15 protein-coding genes are annotated in these 16,619 nt (G+C 70.9%); 12 read left to right on the top strand and 3 right to left on the bottom strand.

Going from position 1 to position 16,619, the window contains the following annotated elements; genetic code table 11:
• Window positions 1-39: 39 nt before the first annotated feature.
• Window positions 40-996 carry a 5'-3' exonuclease gene (locus GIY23_RS10000; protein ID WP_154078753.1) on the bottom strand — a complete coding sequence of 319 codons (957 nt, stop codon included), beginning with the start codon at window positions 994-996 and terminating at the stop codon, window positions 40-42.
• A 67-nt stretch (window positions 997-1,063) separates the two neighbouring features.
• Entirely contained in the window at window positions 1,064-2,716 is a 1,653-nt protein-coding gene (ptsP, locus tag GIY23_RS10005) for a phosphoenolpyruvate--protein phosphotransferase (RefSeq protein WP_154076400.1), read from the bottom strand.
• Window positions 2,717-2,883: 167 nt separating this feature from the next.
• On the opposite strand from ptsP, the gene GIY23_RS10010 reads away from it, so the two are divergent.
• From GIY23_RS10010 to GIY23_RS10045, 8 genes are all read left to right on the top strand, one after another.
• On the top strand, window positions 2,884-3,645 hold the full coding sequence (locus tag GIY23_RS10010) for a DeoR/GlpR family DNA-binding transcription regulator (protein ID WP_154076401.1): 762 nt from the start codon (window positions 2,884-2,886) through the stop codon (window positions 3,643-3,645).
• Window positions 3,642-4,586: a 1-phosphofructokinase gene (gene pfkB / locus GIY23_RS10015; protein ID WP_154076402.1), complete on the top strand. Its 945-nt coding sequence runs from the start codon at window positions 3,642-3,644 to the stop codon at window positions 4,584-4,586. The genes GIY23_RS10010 and pfkB overlap by 4 nt, the downstream gene beginning before the upstream one ends.
• Entirely contained in the window at window positions 4,583-5,035 is a 453-nt protein-coding gene (locus GIY23_RS10020) for a PTS sugar transporter subunit IIA (protein WP_154076403.1), read from the top strand. The genes pfkB and GIY23_RS10020 overlap by 4 nt, the downstream gene beginning before the upstream one ends.
• Entirely contained in the window at window positions 5,032-6,513 is a 1,482-nt protein-coding gene (locus GIY23_RS10025) for a PTS fructose transporter subunit IIC (RefSeq protein ID WP_154076404.1), read from the top strand. Before GIY23_RS10020 ends, GIY23_RS10025 begins: the two co-directional genes overlap by 4 nt.
• 80 nt (window positions 6,514-6,593) lie before the next feature.
• Window positions 6,594-6,884 carry an HPr family phosphocarrier protein gene (locus GIY23_RS10030; RefSeq protein WP_154076405.1) on the top strand — a complete coding sequence of 97 codons (291 nt, stop codon included), beginning with the start codon at window positions 6,594-6,596 and terminating at the stop codon, window positions 6,882-6,884.
• Between the two features lie 24 nt (window positions 6,885-6,908).
• Window positions 6,909-8,480, top strand: a complete 1,572-nt coding sequence (locus GIY23_RS10035; protein ID WP_154076406.1) for a glycoside hydrolase family 32 protein — start codon at window positions 6,909-6,911, stop codon at window positions 8,478-8,480.
• Window positions 8,481-8,578: 98 nt separating this feature from the next.
• On the top strand, window positions 8,579-9,724 hold the full coding sequence (locus GIY23_RS10040) for a M24 family metallopeptidase (RefSeq protein ID WP_154076407.1): 1,146 nt from the start codon (window positions 8,579-8,581) through the stop codon (window positions 9,722-9,724).
• A gap of 17 nt (window positions 9,725-9,741) precedes the next feature.
• The gene (locus GIY23_RS10045; protein ID WP_407646870.1) at window positions 9,742-10,182 is read left to right on the top strand and encodes an Lrp/AsnC family transcriptional regulator; all 441 of its coding nucleotides are present in this window, start codon (window positions 9,742-9,744) and stop codon (window positions 10,180-10,182) included.
• Between the two features lie 134 nt (window positions 10,183-10,316).
• On the opposite strand, the gene GIY23_RS10050 is transcribed toward GIY23_RS10045, so the two are convergent.
• Complete coding sequence (locus GIY23_RS10050) at window positions 10,317-11,411, bottom strand: SGNH/GDSL hydrolase family protein (RefSeq protein WP_154078754.1); 1,095 nt, start codon at window positions 11,409-11,411, stop codon at window positions 10,317-10,319.
• 245 nt (window positions 11,412-11,656) lie between these two features.
• Here GIY23_RS10050 and GIY23_RS10055 point away from each other — a divergent pair, with 245 nt between their 5' ends.
• From GIY23_RS10055 to GIY23_RS10070, 4 genes are all read left to right on the top strand, one after another.
• Window positions 11,657-12,223, top strand: coding sequence for an FxsA family protein (locus tag GIY23_RS10055; RefSeq protein WP_154076409.1), 567 nt, complete (start codon window positions 11,657-11,659; stop codon window positions 12,221-12,223).
• Between the two features lie 146 nt (window positions 12,224-12,369).
• Window positions 12,370-13,986, top strand: a complete 1,617-nt coding sequence (locus tag GIY23_RS10060; RefSeq protein WP_154076410.1) for an amidohydrolase — start codon at window positions 12,370-12,372, stop codon at window positions 13,984-13,986.
• A gap of 151 nt (window positions 13,987-14,137) precedes the next feature.
• Complete coding sequence (gene lnt, locus GIY23_RS10065; RefSeq protein ID WP_228717644.1) at window positions 14,138-15,703, top strand: apolipoprotein N-acyltransferase; 1,566 nt, start codon at window positions 14,138-14,140, stop codon at window positions 15,701-15,703.
• A 45-nt stretch (window positions 15,704-15,748) separates the two neighbouring features.
• On the top strand, window positions 15,749-16,525 hold the full coding sequence (locus tag GIY23_RS10070; protein WP_154076411.1) for a polyprenol monophosphomannose synthase: 777 nt from the start codon (window positions 15,749-15,751) through the stop codon (window positions 16,523-16,525).
• Window positions 16,526-16,619: the final 94 nt, after the last annotated feature.

Consider the following 16,619-nt stretch of genomic DNA (forward strand, 5'->3'; position numbering starts at 1 on the left):
AGAACTGGCGCAGACCGGCCACGAAACCACCAACGCAGATCACTCCGCGCACCCTCTCGTGACCGTGACGGTCGTCAACGCGGTCACCAGACGGTCGATGGTGCCCCCGAGCCCCCACTCGTCCTGGAGCCGGTGCACCCGGTCCAGGTCAGGGGAGTGGGGAACGCTGTCGCCGTCGCGGTCGAGGACGACGGGCGCGTCGCGGACGACTTCGACCACCGACGGCGCCACGGCCAGGTAGTCCTGTGCGGACAGCAGGTTCGCGCGCGCTTTCGGTGCGATGTGGCGCGTGTCGAGCCGCGCGGCTTCCCGAAGTGCGGGCAGTGAGCCGAACTGCGTGATGAGCTTCGCGGCTGTCTTCTCCCCGATGCCGGCCACGCCGGGCAAACCGTCCGACGGGTCGCCACGCAGGATGGCCATCTCGGCATAGGCAGCGCCCGCGCGACTCGCGTCGAGGGCGTACTTCTCGGCGAGCTCGACGGTGCCGAAGTCCTGCATCTTGGCGATGCCCGCGCCGACGTAGAGCACGCGTGTCGTCGTCGGCTCGTCGCGAACCAGCTGGAAGAGGTCGCGATCGCCGGTCACGACCTCGACAGGATCACGTCGCTCCCGGTCGGCGAGCGTGCCGATCACGTCGTCGGCCTCGAACCCCTCCGCCTCGGCCGTGGTGACGCCGAGCGCGTCGAGTAAGTCGAGCACGATCGGAATCTGGGGGCTGAGCGTGTCCGGGACCTCTTCGGCGTCCGGATCGCCTTCGGGGTTCTCCTCGGCGACCCGGTGCGCCTTGTACGAGGGAAGGGCGTCGACCCGGAACTGCGGGCGCCAGTCGTTGTCCAGGCACGCCACGATGCGGCTCGGACGTCGGTCGGTGACGAGCTTCGCGAGCATGTCGCAGAAACCCCGCACCGCGTTCACCGGCGTCCCGTCCGGCGCCGTCAGAGAGTCGGGCAGGGCGAAGTACGAGCGGAACCACAGTCCGGCGGAGTCGATCAGCATCACAGGTCCGGTCACGGCTGTACAGCCTGTCATGTCGCACCGACATCCGCGCGGACGTGGCCGTTCGTCAGCCGAGTGCTGCCCGCGCGGCCTCACGCGCCTGCTCGGCGCCGGGCGTCGAGATCGCACTCCGCGCCGCGTGTTCCCATTCGTGCCGGGCGTGCTGGGTGATCCGGCTACCCACGGCCGGGATCGCCGAGGCCGCCATGGACACGCTCGTGACGCCGAGCCCGACCAGGACACCCGCCAGCACGGGATCGGCCGCGGCCTCCCCGCAGACGCCCACCGGCTTGCCCGTGTCGCGCCCGGCTTTGCCGAGCATCTCGACGAGCCGGAGCAGCGCGGGCTGCCACGGGTCGTTGAGAGTGGCGAGGGCGCCGAGCATGCGGTCGGCGGCGAAGGTGTACTGCGCAAGATCGTTGGTGCCGACGCTGACGAAGTCGACAGCGTCGAGGATCTCTCGCGCGTGCAACGCGGCGGCAGGGACCTCGATCATCACTCCGGCGCGGTTCAGCCCGGCGGCGCGCGCCCGTTCGGCGAACGACGCGGCTTCGTCCGGTGTGGCGACCATGGGTGCCATCACCGAGACCTGCGCGCCGGTGTCGGACGCGGCCGCGGCGATGGCGTCGAGTTGCCTGCCCAGCAGGTGCGGGTGCTCGCCGGCCACCCGCAGGCCCCGGACGCCGAGCGCGGGGTTCGGTTCAAATCCGGCGTGCAGGAACGGCATCGGCTTGTCGGCGCCCGCGTCGAGCGTCCGCACCACGACGGGCAGCGCCGTTAGCGGACCCAGAACCGCCGCGTACGCGGCACGTTGCGCTTCGACCGTCGGTTCGTGGGCCGTGTCGAGGAAGCAGAACTCGGTCCGGAACAATCCCACACCGCCTGCACCTGCCGCGACGGCCGACGTCGCGTCGCCCGGGGAGCCGACGTTCGCCAGGACACCGACCGAGTGCCCGTCGGCCGTCCTGCCGACGCAGTCCCACTCCGCTGGGCGCTCGCGCACGGCCACGACGGTTGGCAGTGGTTCCGCGGAGGTGACGACCTCGCCGCTGTCGCCGTCCACCTCGACGGCCTGCGGGTCGGCGGCGAGCACGCCACGCGCGGCCACGATGGCGGGGATCCCGAGCGATCGCGCGAGAATCGCGGTGTGGCTGGTCGGCCCACCGTCCTCGGTGACCAGGGCGAGCACGAGCGCCGGGTCGAGGTCGGCGGTATCGGCAGGCGCGAGATCCCTGGCGATGAGAACACTCGGTTCCCGCAACACCGGCACACCGGGAACCGGTTGTCCGGTCAGCTCCGCGACGATCCGGTCGCGCACGTCCTCCACGTCTTTCACGCGCTCGGCGAGGTATCCGCCGGTCGCGCGCAGAGTCTCGCTGAAGCCGCTGGCCGCCTCGTGCACCGCGCTTTCGGCCGAGAGGGACTGCCAGTGCACGAGTTCTTCGGCCTGAGCCAGCAACGCCGGATCGGCCGCCATCGCCGCCGTCGTCTCCAGCACGGCACGGGACTCGCCGGTGACCGATTCTGCCCGGTTCAGCAAGGCGCCGGACACCGCTTCGGCGGCTGGCCCGATCCGCGCGGCTTCCACCGCCGCGTCGGCGGGCGAGGTGGTCACCGACGGTGTCGCTGGTACCTCGACTGCGCGCGCGACGGGCCCCGAGGCCCGTCCCGAACTGACCCCGACGCCGTGCAGAACGGTCGTGGCCTGGGCCTGAGACATGTGAACTCCTCACTCGTGGATGCACTGGCCGCACGGGACCTCCCGCGTCGGCGGTGGCGGGGCAGAGGTCGTCGTCCGGCGTTTCCCGCGTCGTCACTCGCTCTTGACAATATGGCAACGAAGAGCAGAATCAGGCAATACCAAACACGAACCGGAGGCAAACAGGCATGTACGGCGCCGAACGTCAACAACTCCTCGCGCAGCAGGCGCGACGGGACGGCCGTGTCGACGTCATGGCCGCGTCGGTCGAGTTCGAGGTCGCGCCCGAGACGATCCGCCGCGACCTCGGCGTCCTCGAACGGCAGGGAGTTCTCCGGCGCGTCTACGGGGGAGCGATCCCCGTGGAGCGGCTCGATTTCGAACCGGGCGTGCCGCAGCGGGACCAGATCCACGCCGAGGCCAAGGAACGCATCGCGAAGGCGGCACTGGATCTGTTGCCCACGCACGGCACCGTGCTGCTCGACGCGGGGACGACCACGAGCAGGTTCGCGAGCCTGCTGCCGACCGACCGGGAGTACACCGTCGTCACCAACTCGTTGCCGGCCGCGAGCATGCTCGCTCCGCGCGGCAACGTCACGGTTCACCTGCTCGGAGGGCGAGTCCGGGCGACGACACTCGCGGCGGTCGAGTCCTGGGCGCTCGACGTCCTCGACGGGCTCACTGTCGACATCGGATTCTTCGGCGCCAACGGCTATTCCGGCGAACGAGGATGCACCACCCCGGACGCCGCGGAAGCGGCGGTCAAGCGTGCGATGGTCCGGGCCTGCCGCCAGCGGGTGGTGCTCGCCGACCACAGCAAGTACGGCGACGACCAGTTCAGCCGCTTCGCCGCACTGTCCGAACTCGACGCACTCGTCACCGACGACGGCCTCGACCCGCAAGTGGCGGAGCTGCTCGGTGGCGGCGACATGGAACTGGTCCTCGCGTGATCCTCACCGTGACCCCGAACCCGAGCCTGGACCGCACCATCTTGGTCGACGGGCTCGTCCCGGGTGCCGTGCACCGGACACGGCGCGCCCGCGTCGATCCGGGAGGCAAAGGCGTCAACGTGGCGCGGGCGGTGACCGCCGCCGGGGGTCGGACACTCGCCCTGCTCCCGGCGGGTGGCGCGGACGGCGAACGCCTCGCGGAGCTGCTCGCGGCGGAATCCGTGCCCGCCACGGAGGTCGAGACCGCGCAGCCGACCCGCAGCAACCTCGCGGTCGTCGAGGCAGACGGCACGACCAGCAAGTTCAACGATCCGGGCCCGGAACTGACGGCCACCGAACTCGCCGCCCTGAGCAGCAGGGTCACCGAACTCGCCACCGCGTCGGACTGGGTCGTGCTCTGCGGGAGCCTGCCGAGCGGATGCCCGGACGGCCTGCACGCCGACCTCGTCCTCGCGGCGCGCGAGGGCGGTGCGCGGGTGGCGGTCGACGCATCGGGGGCACCACTCGCGGCGGCATGCCGGAACACGCCCGACGTGGTGAAGCCGAACCTGGCCGAACTGGGCGAATGGGCTGGCCGGCGCCTCGACAGCCTCGGCGATGTCCGTGACGCGGGTCAGGACCTGCGGTCCGCTGGGCCGCGATCGGTGCTGGTGAGTCTCGGCGAGCACGGTGCCCTGCTGCTCGACGACGCCGGTGCCTGGCACGCCACCAGTGACGTCGACACCGTGCGCAGCACGGTCGGCGCAGGGGACGCGATGCTCGCCGGATTCCTACTCGGCGGCGGCACCGGATTGGCGGCGTTGCGTACGGCCGTCGCGTACGGGGCGGCGGCGGTGGGTCTGCCGGGCAGCCGGATGCCCTGGCCCGAACATCTGCGCACCGAGACCGTGCGCCTCAACGAACTGGACGAATCACTGAACCTGACGGGAGTCGCGGCATGAGCAGCGCACTGATCACCGCCGAACTGGTCGACCTCGACCTCGCCGCCGACGACAAGGACGCCGCCGTGCGTTCACTGGCCGAGCGGGTCGCCGGGGCCGGCCGGGTCACCGACCTGGAGCAGTTCCTGACGGACGTGGCGGCGCGTGAGGAGCAGATGGCCACCGGCCTCGAGGGCGGTATCGGCATCCCGCACTGCCGCTCGGCGGCGGTCACCGAGCCGACCCTGGCCTTCGGTCGCAGCCGTACGGGAGTCGACTTCGGCGCCGAGGACGGTCCGGCGAAGCTGATCTTCCTCATCGCGGCACCCGAAGGCGGTGGCAGTGAGCACATGACCGTGCTCGCGGCACTCGCTCGCCGACTGGTCCGCGCCGACTTCAAGCAGACGTTGCTCGACGCCACCAGTTCGGCCGCCGTCGCCGACTACGTACACGAGGAGGTCGCGCCATGAAGTTCGTTGCCGTGACCGCGTGCCCCACCGGCATCGCGCACACCTACATGGCCGCCGAGGCTCTGGAGCAGGCGGCGAAGGACGCCGGGGACGAGATCTCCGTCGAAACCCAAGGTTCCGCGGGGTCGAACGCGCTGTCGGCCGCCGAGATCGCCGCCGCCGACGCGGTCGTCTTCGCCGCCGACGTCGGTGTCAGCGGGCGAGAACGGTTCGCGGGCAAACCGGTCGTCGACGCCACGGTGAAACAAGCCATCAACGACGCGGCAGGACTCGTCGAACAGGCTCGGGGCAAGGCAGGAACCGAACCGTCCACATCCGACGACGCTGATGAGCCTGCGCACGAATCGGGGCCCGAACTGGCCACGAAAGTCGCCGCGGGCACGGGAGCAGGTACCCGGTTGCGTCAATGGCTGATGACCGGCGTCAGCTACGTGATCCCGTTCGTGGCCGCGGGTGGCCTGCTCATCGCGCTGAGCTTCGCGCTCGGCGGTTTCCAGGTCACCGAGGCGCCGGACGTCACCGAACAGTTCGACCCGATGACCGTGGCGAGCTGGGCGGCACTGGCCAACCAGATCGGCTCCGCGGCCTTCGAGTTCCTGGTCCCGGTGCTCGCGGGATTCATCGCCTTCGCGATGGCCGACCGTCCCGCCATCGCGCCCGGCTTCGTCGGCGGCGCGGCTGCGGTCACCGTCGGTGCCGGGTTCCTCGGCGGTCTCGTCGCGGGCCTGCTCGCCGGTGCGGTCGTCGCGGCGCTGCGCCGGATCAAGGTGCCGCGCGCGGTGGCCGGGATCATGCCGGTGGTGGTGCTGCCGCTGGTCGGTTCGCTGGTCACGGGCGCACTGATGCTGGTCGCGATCGGCAAACCGATCGCGGTCGCGATGGACGGCCTCACCAACTGGCTCAACGGGCTCACCGGGGCGCACGCCGCGCTGCTCGGGCTCGTCCTCGGCGCGATGATCGCCTTCGACGTGGGTGGTCCGGTGAACAAGGTCGCCTACACCTTCGCCGTGGGTGGGCTCACGACCGGGAGCGACACCGCACTCGAGATCATGGCCGCGGTGATGGCCGCAGGAATGGTGCCGCCGCTGGCGCTCGCACTGGCCGCGACCGTGCGGCGTTCGTTGTTCAGCGCCGCGGAACGGGACAGTTCCCGGACCGCGTGGCTGCTCGGCGCCTCGTTCATCACCGAGGGCGCGATCCCGTTCGCGGCCGTCGATCCACTGCGCGTGATTCCGTCCATTGTGGCGGGTTCCGCGGTGACCGGTGCGCTGTCGATGACCTTCGGCGCGACGCTGCGCGCCCCGCACGGTGGACTGTTCGTGCTGCCGCTGGTCGGTCAGCCACTGCTCTACGGACTGGCGATTCTCGTCGGAGTGGCGGTGAGCGCGGTCGCAGTGGTGGCCGCGAAACACGCCACCCGCAGAGACTCCACAGTGGATGAGAAACGAGAAGCGCCCGCTGCTGCGGTCGCTGCCTGAAGACAGGGAAAAGAACTCGCCGCAGAACCCAACGCAGATCAACCCGCGCACCTGTGAGAACGGACCCCGAAGGAGGAGTCGTGGAACATCGTCGCGCCGTCATCGCCTCGACGGTCGGCTTGCACGCCCGCCCCGCGGCGGTGCTCGCCAGGACTGCCGGGAATCAGCCGGTGGCCGTGCACATCGCGAAGGTCGCCGACGGCGCCGCGGGGGACCCGGTGGACGCCTCCAGCGTGCTGGGCCTCATGGCACTCGGCGTCCGGCACGGCGAAGTCGTGGAGTTGTCCGCCGACGGCACCGAGGCCGCTGCCGTGCTGGACACGCTCGTCGAGCTGCTCGAAGAGAACCTGGACCAGCCTCAACCCGCCTGAACGCGACACCGGGAAGGAAGTTCGATGACCGACTCCGTTGCGGACCACACCGAGCACCGACTCCACGGACGACGCCGATTCCTGGCGGGAGCGGCCACCCTGGCGGGCGCGGGCCTGTTCCTGCCGACCGCTCTGGCGAGCACGACGCCGACTCGCGCGGCCCGCGCCGCCGCAGGCACGCCGCAGTGGCGGCCCACTGTGCACTTCACGCCCGCCGAGAACTGGATGAACGACCCCAACGGTCTGGTGTTCCACGAGGGCGAATACCACCTGTTCTTCCAGCACAATCCGTACAGCACCGAGCACGCGAACCTCAGCTGGGGACACGCGGTGAGCACCGACCTCGTGCGGTGGGACGAGCTCGACGTCGCCCTCGAGCCGGACGAGCTCGGCGAGATCTACTCCGGCAGTGCCGTCGTGGACCACCGAAACACCAGTGGATTCTTCGACGGGGTCGAACCCGGGCTGGTCGCGTTCTACACCAGCGCGGGCGAGACCCAGCAGCAGAGCATCGCCTACAGCCGGGATCGGGGCCGGACGTGGACGAAGTTCGACGGCAACCCCGTCATTGCGAACCCGGGCATCGAGGACTTCCGCGACCCCAAGGTGATCTGGGACGAACCGAGCGGACAGTGGGTGCTGTTGCTCGCCGTCGACGACCACATCGCCTTCTACCGCTCACCGAACCTCCGCGACTGGGACCTGGTCAGCGAGTTCGGTGCGGGCCGGGGTGCGCACGGCGGGGTGTGGGAATGCCCGGACCTGTTCGAACTTCCGGTGGCGGGTACGGAGGAAAGCCGGTGGGTGCTCATCGTGAGCATCAACCCGGGCGGTCCGGCCGGGGGCTCGGCGACCCAGTACTTCCTCGGCGACTTCGATGGCACGACGTTCGTCCCGCACGACGAGCCGGACACGGTGCTGTGGGCGGAACTGGGCGCAGACTTCTACGCGGCGCAGTCGTGGTCGGACATTCCCGCATCGGACGGCCGCAGGCTCTGGATCGGGTGGCTGAGCAACTGGGACTACACCAAGCAAGTGCCCACCGAACCGTGGCGCGGGGCGATGACCGTGCCGCGCGAGGTCGGACTGGTCGACACCGACGAAGGCCCGCGGCTCACGCAGCGGCCGGTCCAGGAACTGGAGTCGGCGCGTGGTCCGGTGCGACGTTGGAGCGGAACGGTCTCCGACGAGGGCTCGGTTGTCGAGTACTCGGGCGCCGCGCTCGACGTGGTCGCCGACTTCACTGTGGACAGTGCCGCGATGTTCGGGATCGACGTGTTCGTCGGTGAGCGTTCGCGGACGCGCGTCGGCTACGACGTGCGAGCCGGTGAGTTGTTCGTCGACCGGACCGGGGCGGGTTCCGCCGATCCCGGTTCCGGCTACCGCGCCCGGCACGCGGCACCACTGGACACCGAGGACGGCGTGCTGCGGCTCCGGTTGCTGATCGACCGCTCCACGGTCGAAGTCTTCGCAGCCGACGGGCGGGTCGTCCTCACGGATCTCGTGTTGCGCGACGGCGGCGACATCCTGCGCCCGTTCGCCGAGGACGGCCGGGTGCAGCTGAACTCGCTCGAGGTGTACCCGATAGAAGCGTGAGGCCTCGAAAGAAGCGTGAGCCTTTTTGGTGGTCATGAGCACCAAAAAGGCTCACGCCCACTCGTGGCGTACGTCGCCGGGCGGATTAGGCTGGGCCCATGGCCACCAACGTCATGCAGAACCAGGACCCAGCCGTACTGTCCGACCGGCTCGGACGACTCGCCGACCTCGCCGCCGATCGTGGCGTGGACGCGACACTGCTCACGCCCGGTGCGGACACCCGCTACCTGCTCGGGGCCGGCGGTGACTCGTTCGAACGGCTGAGCTGCTTGGTCGTGCCCTCCGACCGGTCCGCGGCGCCCACCTTCGTGGTGCCGAAGCTGGAACAACCCGCCTACGAGGCGGTCCCCGCGCAGGCGATCGGTCTGGAGTTCCTCACCTGGGTCGACGGTCAGGACCCGTACACCATGGTGGCCGACCTGTTGCGGCGCGGCGGGCGGACCGCACAGGTGGCGGTGGCCGACACGATGCCGATGCGGCACGCACTTCCGCTGCGCGAACGGCACCAAGCCCCACAGGTGCTCGCGAGCACCGTCACTCGCGAGCTGCGGATGCGCAAGGACGCCGCCGAGATCCAAGCACTGCGCGAGGTCGGGGCGGCCATCGACCGGGTGCACGCCCGCGTCCCCGAGTTCCTCAAAGCCGGACGCACCGAGGCCGAGGTCGGTGCCGACATCAACGCGGCCATGCTCGAAGAGGGGCACACCGAGGCGGCGTTCATCATCGTCGGCTCCGGCCCGAACGGTGCGAGCCCGCACCACTCCGTCTCCGAGCGGGTGATCCGCGACGGCGACGTAGTCGTGATCGACATCGGCGGCCCGAGCGCGCTCGGCTACAACTCGGACTGCACCCGCACCTACGCCGTCGGCGACCCCGGCAGGGACGTGCTGGACACCTATGCGTGGCTCCAAGCGGCGCAGAACGCGGCCGTGCGGGCGGTGCGGCCCGGCGTGACCGCCGAGAGCATCGACCGCGCCGCGCGGACGCCGCTCGCCGCAGCCGGGCTCGGTGAGTTCTTCATCCACCGCACGGGCCACGGCATCGGGATCGACGTGCACGAGGAGCCGTGGATCGTGGAGGGCAGCGACACCGTGCTCGAACCCGGCATGGCCTTCAGCGTCGAACCCGGTATCTACCAGACGGGCAAGTGGGGAGCGCGGATCGAGGACATCGTCGTGGTCACCGACGAGGGCGTGGAGAGCCTGAACAACCAGCCGCACTCGCTGACGGTGTTGCCCGCGTGAGCGCCGCACCGAACGAGCTGGAGAGCACCGACCGGGCGATCCTGCGTGAACTGGCACACGACGGCCGCTGCAGCTTCACCGATCTCGCCGAACGGGTCGGCTTGAGCGTCTCGGCGGTGCACCAGCGGGTCCGCAGGCTCGAACAGCGCGGGGCCCTGCGCGGGTATGCCGCCACAGTGGACAGTGACCAGATCGGGCTGCCGCTGACCGCGTTCATCTCGCTGACGCCGATCGACCCGGCCGCGCCGGACGACTACCCGCAGCGGCTCGAACACCTCCCGCAGATCGAGTCGTGCTACTCGGTCGCCGGGGACGAGTCCTACATCCTGCAGGTACGGGTGGAGTCACCGCTGGGCCTGGAGGAACTGCTTCGCCAGATTCGGGAGGCCGCGAAGGTCTCCACCCGCACGACGGTGGTGCTCTCGACACCGTTCGAGAAGCGCCCCCCGGAGATCTAGCGCCTGTCCTTGATCTTGTTCTGATGCCGTCACGGCTTCGATTGCGTGCTCGGCCCATGCGCGGTGAGGGCTTCGGCGTTTCAGGTTGTCGCTCGCAAGGCCGGGTCGTGCCGGTACTCGAGGCGGAACACGCCTCAGGGGTTCGGCGGGCGGATGTCGGCGAGCTCCTCGGGGATCGGCTGAAGATCGCCCTCGGCGTCGGGAAGGCACACCGCCGTCTGCTCGCGGCCGGCGAGGAACTCGCCGAGGCAGCGGCCGAACTGGGCGTGTCCCGTCGCGTTGGCGTGGAACGACTCCTGCATCGCGTGCGGGGCGCGGTCCTCGTACTTCAGCGCCTCCCAGTCCACGGTGAGTCGGTTGAACCACTCGTCGGTCGGCTGGCCAGGAGGAACCTTGCCGTCCGTGCAGGCCTCGTGGCCGGTCCCGGCCCGCGACAGGTCCAGGAACCGCGCGTCGACCTGTGCCGCCGCGGAGCGCAGGCCTTCCGACAGGCGCGGCACCGCCGTCTCCCGCACCCACCGCATGTCGTCGGTCTGGTACGGGCAGCCGGAGAGGTTCTGCGATTCCGGCGGGACGTCCGGGCCGACCGGCGAGGCGTAGGACTGCACCGTGAGCGTGTAGTCCTCCGGTGCGTAACGCGCCTGGGACATGACGGTGCGGACGTCGCGCAATGCGTCGACGACCTTGGGCGTCATCCGGTCCACCCGCTCGTCCCACTCGTCGCGCAGCTGGTCGGCGCAGCCTTGCGGCGCTCGCTCGGCCCAGGCGCTGATGCAGCGGTTCATGGTCGCGGCGAAGTTGGGGTCGTCGTTGGCGCCGACCTGCACGACAATGTCGGTGACGCGATAGCGATCGGCGACCGAGGCCAGTTGTTCCGCCTGGGAGCCTTCCGGGTGCGCGGGGTCTCCCCCCAGACCCACCAGCGGCGCCTTCACCCCCGAGCACGCCAGGTTGATCCGCTCGACCTCCGGCGGCAGCGGCAGCTGATGCACGGGGGCAGCGGGGGAGCGGTGGCACCAGTTGCCGCCCTCGCCGTTGGTGCCGGGTTCGTAGTCCCCGCCGCCTTCTCCGGCCAGCGTGCTGTCGCCCATGGTCACCACCGCGGCGGGAACCGGCGTGGGTGGCCGGGGCTCGTCGGTGGCCTGCTCGCCGTCGCTGACCACGATCGCCAGCACGACCGCGCATGCGGCGAGCATGACCAGGAGGATCTTGGCGCCGTGGGCTCGCATCACCTCCGCAGTGTATGAGGGAGCGCGCCCGATCAGCCGCCCGTCGGCCCGTGGTGACCTTCACAGCCCGACACGGCCCGGGCCTGACCTGCTGCGTCGAGCGTGGCCGCGGCGTATTCGCGGCGCCCGATCGGGGGAGGTGTGCACTCGATTCTCCGGTGCGGGAGCATTTCGGGCGATTCACGCGTTGGACGGGGTGAGCCGTCGTCCGTCCCGTGGCGCGGCAACCGGAGGTGTGAGACCCAGTGCCCGTACTCGTGCTGCTGTTGCTCGGTGTGGCCCTCGAGATCACCGTGCTGGTGCTCGTCGGCCAAGCCGTGGGTGTCCTGGGCACGCTCGGCCTGCTGCTGGGCGCAGGCCTGCTCGGCGTGTGGCTGCTGCGCCGTGAGGGGCGACGGACCCTGCGGGAGTTCAGCGAAGCGACCCGGCAGCGGCGGCCCCCGACGCGGGAGCTCTCCGACAGCGTGCTCGTCGCCGCCGGTGGCGTCCTCATCCTGTTGCCCGGTTTCGTCAGCGACGTCGCGGGCCTGCTCGTCCTGTTCCCACCGCTGCGAGCGGTGGTCCGCCGCCGGATGCAGCGTTCCGCCGAGCGGAGAGCGCGGCATTTCGAGGCACAGGTGCGCGCCGCGCAGGCTGCTCAGGCCGCCGGTCGCGACCCGCGCCGTGCCGCCGACGACGTCGTCGACGGTGAGGTCCTCGACGCCGAGGTGGTCGCAGAGGAGGACGAACCGGACACCGATCCCGAGGCTCCGCGCGAGATCAGCGGTGAGATCATCGACCGCGGTGCGGGTTCGCGTCGCACGGAGTGGTGAGTGTCGGTAGAGCCGGTTCGAGCGGATCGAGGCTGCGGGTAGGCTGCTCCGGACGATCGAGCCCGGGAGGAGCCGATCACCCCACCGTGCGTCGTTCGTCAGGCGCACGAGAAGCCGGAATCCGCTGAACACGGGACGAAAGACCGATGTCCGACACGACTTTGCTGCTGGGCGGCAGGATCCACACGCCGGCCGGAGCCGGTGCCACTGCGATGGCGGTCACCGGCGGGGTCGTGGCCTGGGTGGGTGACGACCGCGTCGGTCGGGCTCTGCACCCCGACGCGAACGTGGTCGACCTCGGCGGGGCATGGGTCGCGCCGGCGTTCGTCGACGCCCACGTGCATGCGACCGCGACCGGGTTGCTGCTCAACGGGCTCGACCTCACCGGCTGCGCCTCGCTGACCGAGTTCCTGCACGCCTTGCGCGATCACGTCGCCGAGAATCCGGGCATGCTGGTCTGGGGCCACGGCTGGGACGAGACCTGGTGGCCGGAACGGCGGCCGCCGACACGCGAGGAGATCGACCGGGCGTGCGCGGGTGCTCAGGTGTATCTGTCGCGGATCGACGTGCACTCCGCGCTGGTCTCCACCGCCCTGGTCGAGCGGACACCGTTGGCCCGCGGCGCCGAGGGCTGGGACGCCGACGGGCCGTTGACGCGCGTCGCGCACCACCACGTGCGCCGCGCCGCACGGGACTCGTTGAGCACCCAGCAGCGGCGGTCCGCCCAGCTGGCGTTCCTGCAGCACGCCGCGTCACAGGGGATCGCCGCGGTGCACGAGTGCGCGGGGCCGGACATCTCCGGCTCCGACGACCTCGCCGCGTTGCTGGACCTCGCCGCCGGTGGCGGTGTGCCCGACGTCGTCGGCTACTGGGGTGAGCTCGGCGCCCTGCGCACCGCGAAGGAACTCGGGGTCCGGGGCCTGGCAGGCGATCTGTTCGTCGACGGTGCGCTCGGCTCCCGCACCGCCGCGTTGCACGAGCCCTACACCGACGACCCGATGACCTCCGGAGCTCTCTACCTCGACGCCGAGGCGGTGGCCGAGCATCTCGTCGAGTGCACCCGCAACGGCTTGCAGGCCGGGTTCCACGTGATCGGGGACGCGGGCGTCGCGGAGGTCCTCGCCGGGTTCCGGTCCGCGGCCGAGACACTCGGCGTCCCGGCGCTCGCGGCGGCGAAACACCGTCTGGAACACCTGGAGATGGTCGACGCCGAGCAGGCCGCCGAGTTCGGCCGCTACGGCGTCGCCGCCTCGGTGCAGCCGTTGTTCGACGCCGCCTGGGGCGGTCCGTCCGCGATGTACGCGCAGCGGCTGGGCCTCGAGCGCGGCACGGCGCTGAACCCGTTCTCGGCGTTGGCCGCCGAGGGTGTGCTGCTCGCGTTCGGCTCGGACGCGCCGGTCACCTCCGTCGACCCGTGGAGCAGTGTCCGGGCCGCGGTCCACCATCGAACCGAGGGTTTCGGAGTCTCACCGCGTGCCGCGTTCACCGCGCACACTCGAGGTGGCTGGCGTGCGGCAGGGGTCGACGACGGCTCCACCGGCACGCTCGTCCCGGGCGCGCCCGCGACGTACGCGGTGTGGGAAACCGGGGAACTCGTCACCGGTACGCCCGACGCCCGGGTACAACGGTGGTCGACCGATCCGCGCTCCGGCGTGCCGGGACTGCCGAACCTCAGCGACGAGTCGGTGCCTCCTCGATGCGTGCGTACCGTGTTGCGCGGCGAGACGTTGTACCGGGCGGACAGCGGCGACGACTCCCTCTGAACCGCTGACACCGCCGATCGGCCCGGAGGGCACCCGGGCGCGTGGGCGGGCATCCATCGTCCACTCCGAGCCCGATGCATGCTCGAGGTGGACGGACACACCGTTGCGGACGGCTACGTCCGGGACCGGACGCGGCAAGTAGGTTGGACCTGTGGCAGCCCCCACCGTGAAGGAGCAGCACACCGACTCGCGGACACGGCGGGTGGCGGTGCGTGCCGTGCGTTCGTGGTGGCGGATACCCGTCGCCGTCCTTGCCGGTTCCGCGATCTTCGTGGCCTCACCGCCACGGAACCTGTGGTGGCTGGTTCCTTTCGCGGTCGCCGCGCTGGCCCTCGTGGTGCGGGGGCGGCGTGCCGGCGCCGGGTTCGGTCACGGACTTCTGTTCGGCTTCGCCGCGATGCTGCCGATGCTCGGATGGCTGCAGGACTTTCTTTCCGACCAGTTCGGCCCGTGGCCGTGGCTGGGCGTCGCTCTGGTCCAGGCGGCGTTCTTCGGTCTCGCAGGCGCCGGGATGGCCCGGGTGAGCGTGCTGCGCGGCGCGCCGGTGTGGATGGCGGCAGTGTTCCTCGTCGCGGAGATGCTGCGCAGTGCGATCCCCTTCGGTGGCTTTCCCTGGGGCAGGCTCGCGTTCACCCAGCCCGAGGGGGCGATGACGCCGTGGGCAGCCGTCGGCGGCGCCGGACTGGTGACGTTCCTCGTCGCGGTGGTGGGCACGGCGATCGGTGAGTTCGTCGCCCGGATTGCCGGAGGCCGGCGCCGACTCGCAGCACCGGCGGTGCTCGCGATCGCACCGGTGGCGCTCGGGCTCGCGATGTGGCCGCTGGTCGGCACGGAGGCTCAGGAGGGGACGGCGAAGGTCGCGGTGGTTCAGGGCAACGCGCCCGACGTGGGCCTCGATCTGCTCTACGAGGACGACGTGTTGCGGGACAACCACATGCGCGCGTTGCGTGACCTGGCTGATGACGTCCGTGCGGGCCAGGTGCAGCGTCCCGACGTCGTCGTGCTGCCGGAACAGGTCGGGTCGTGGGGCCCGCAGCGAAGCGACCCGGAACTCGCCGCGGCGACGGCGGACCTGGGCGTGCCGGTCGTGGTGGGTGGGCTCGGCCGCGACGCCGACGGAGAGATCCGCAACCGGATTCTCGCGTGGGAACCGGAGCGCGGGCCGACCCAGGACTACGTCAAGCGGCATCTCGTCCCGTTCGCCGAGGCGATCCCGCTGCGTCCGCTGGCCAGCATGGTCACGCCGTTCGTCGACCGGTTCCCGCAGGACATGGTCGCCGGCGACCGGCCGGGTGTGTTCGACGTGGGCGGAGCGAAGATCGGGCTCGGGCTGTGTTTCGACGTCGCCTACGACGACGTGTTCCTCGGTGCGGCCCGGGAGGGCGCCACGATGTTCGCCGTGCCGACCAACAACGCCTGGTACGGCCGCTCGGAGATGAGCTACCAGCACTTGGCGATGTCGCAGTTCCGGGCCGTGGAGCACGGCAGGGCGGTGGTGGTCGCGGCGACCAGCGGCGTGAGCGCGATCATCGACCCGGACGGCACCCTGCGGCAGCAGACGCGGCAGTTCACCCCGGACGTGCTCGTCGCCGACGTCCCGCTGCGGTCCTCGACCACACCAGCCACGGTGGTCGGCAGCGTTCCCGCGTACGTGCTGGCCACGATCGGAGTCGCCGCACTGCTGTGGACCTTCCGCCGCCGCACCGCGGCGAACTGAGCCCCGAGCAGACGGCCGGTCGTGGGATCGGCGAGGAGGAACCTGATGAGCGACGGTCCCGGACCGATCGACCACGACCGTGTGCTCGTGGTGATCCCGACCTATCAGGAGCGGGAGAACCTGGGCCTGGTCGTGCGGCGGGTGCGGGCCGCGGCCGCGGGAGTGCACGTCCTCGTCGTCGACGACGGGAGCCCGGACGGCACCGGCGAGGTGGCCGAAGAGCTCGCCTCCTCTGACGCCCATGTGCACGTCCTGCATCGCACCGACAAGGCCGGACTCGGTGCCGCTTACGTCGCCGGCTTCGACTGGGCGCGGGACCGTGACTACGAGGTCGTCGTGGAAATGGACGCCGACGGGTCACACCCTCCCGAAGACTTGCCCCGGATGCTGGCGATGCTCGGCTCGCACGGGGCGGGTGCCGACGTCGTGCTCGGGTCGCGGTACGTGCCCGGCGGACGAGTGGTGAACTGGCCGCGACGGCGGGAGTTCCTCTCCCGCGGCGGCAACGTGTACTGCCGCCTGGCGCTCGGGGTCGGCGTCCGCGACATCACGTCCGGCTATCGCGCCTACCGGCGCACCGTGTTGGACACCGTGCGGCTGGACACCGTCGCCTCGCAGGGCTACTGCTTCCAGGTCGACCTCGCCTACCGCTCCATCGAGGCGGGGTTCGTGGTGGTCGAGGTGCCGATCACCTTCACCGAGCGTGAGTTCGGCGACTCGAAGATGAGCGGTTCGATCGTGCGCGAAGCGCTGGTCCGGGTGACGAAATGGGGGCTGCGCCGACGGTGGCGGCAAGCGAGGACGGCGCTGCGCGGCGGCTGAGGGCACGCCTCACACGTGGTCAGCCGCGCACGCTCCGGCAGATGCCGTCGGAAACACGCGCGACGCCCGGGACTCGCAGTGCGGATCCCGGGCG

The sequence above is a fragment of the Allosaccharopolyspora coralli genome, from assembly GCF_009664835.1.
Taxonomy (GTDB): Bacteria; Actinomycetota; Actinomycetes; order Mycobacteriales; family Pseudonocardiaceae; genus Allosaccharopolyspora; species Allosaccharopolyspora coralli.

Bases quoted from the DNA above. Each gene is read 5' to 3' on its own strand.
- GIY23_RS10040 (WP_154076407.1), top strand. From the start codon at position 8,579: ATGGCCACCAACGTCATGCAGAACCAGGACCCAGCCGTACTGTCCGAC.
- GIY23_RS10060 (WP_154076410.1), top strand. From the start codon at position 12,370: ATGTCCGACACGACTTTGCTGCTGGGCGGCAGGATCCACACGCCGGCC.
- GIY23_RS10020 (WP_154076403.1), top strand. From the start codon at position 4,583: ATGAGCAGCGCACTGATCACCGCCGAACTGGTCGACCTCGACCTCGCC.
- GIY23_RS10010 (WP_154076401.1), top strand. From the start codon at position 2,884: ATGTACGGCGCCGAACGTCAACAACTCCTCGCGCAGCAGGCGCGACGG.
- GIY23_RS10050 (WP_154078754.1), bottom strand. From the start codon at position 11,411: ATGCGAGCCCACGGCGCCAAGATCCTCCTGGTCATGCTCGCCGCATGC.
- GIY23_RS10070 (WP_154076411.1), top strand. From the start codon at position 15,749: ATGAGCGACGGTCCCGGACCGATCGACCACGACCGTGTGCTCGTGGTG.
- GIY23_RS10025 (WP_154076404.1), top strand. From the start codon at position 5,032: ATGAAGTTCGTTGCCGTGACCGCGTGCCCCACCGGCATCGCGCACACC.
- GIY23_RS10035 (WP_154076406.1), top strand. From the start codon at position 6,909: ATGACCGACTCCGTTGCGGACCACACCGAGCACCGACTCCACGGACGA.
- GIY23_RS10000 (WP_154078753.1), bottom strand. From the start codon at position 996: ATGCTGATCGACTCCGCCGGACTGTGGTTCCGCTCGTACTTCGCCCTG.
- ptsP (WP_154076400.1), bottom strand. From the start codon at position 2,716: ATGTCTCAGGCCCAGGCCACGACCGTTCTGCACGGCGTCGGGGTCAGT.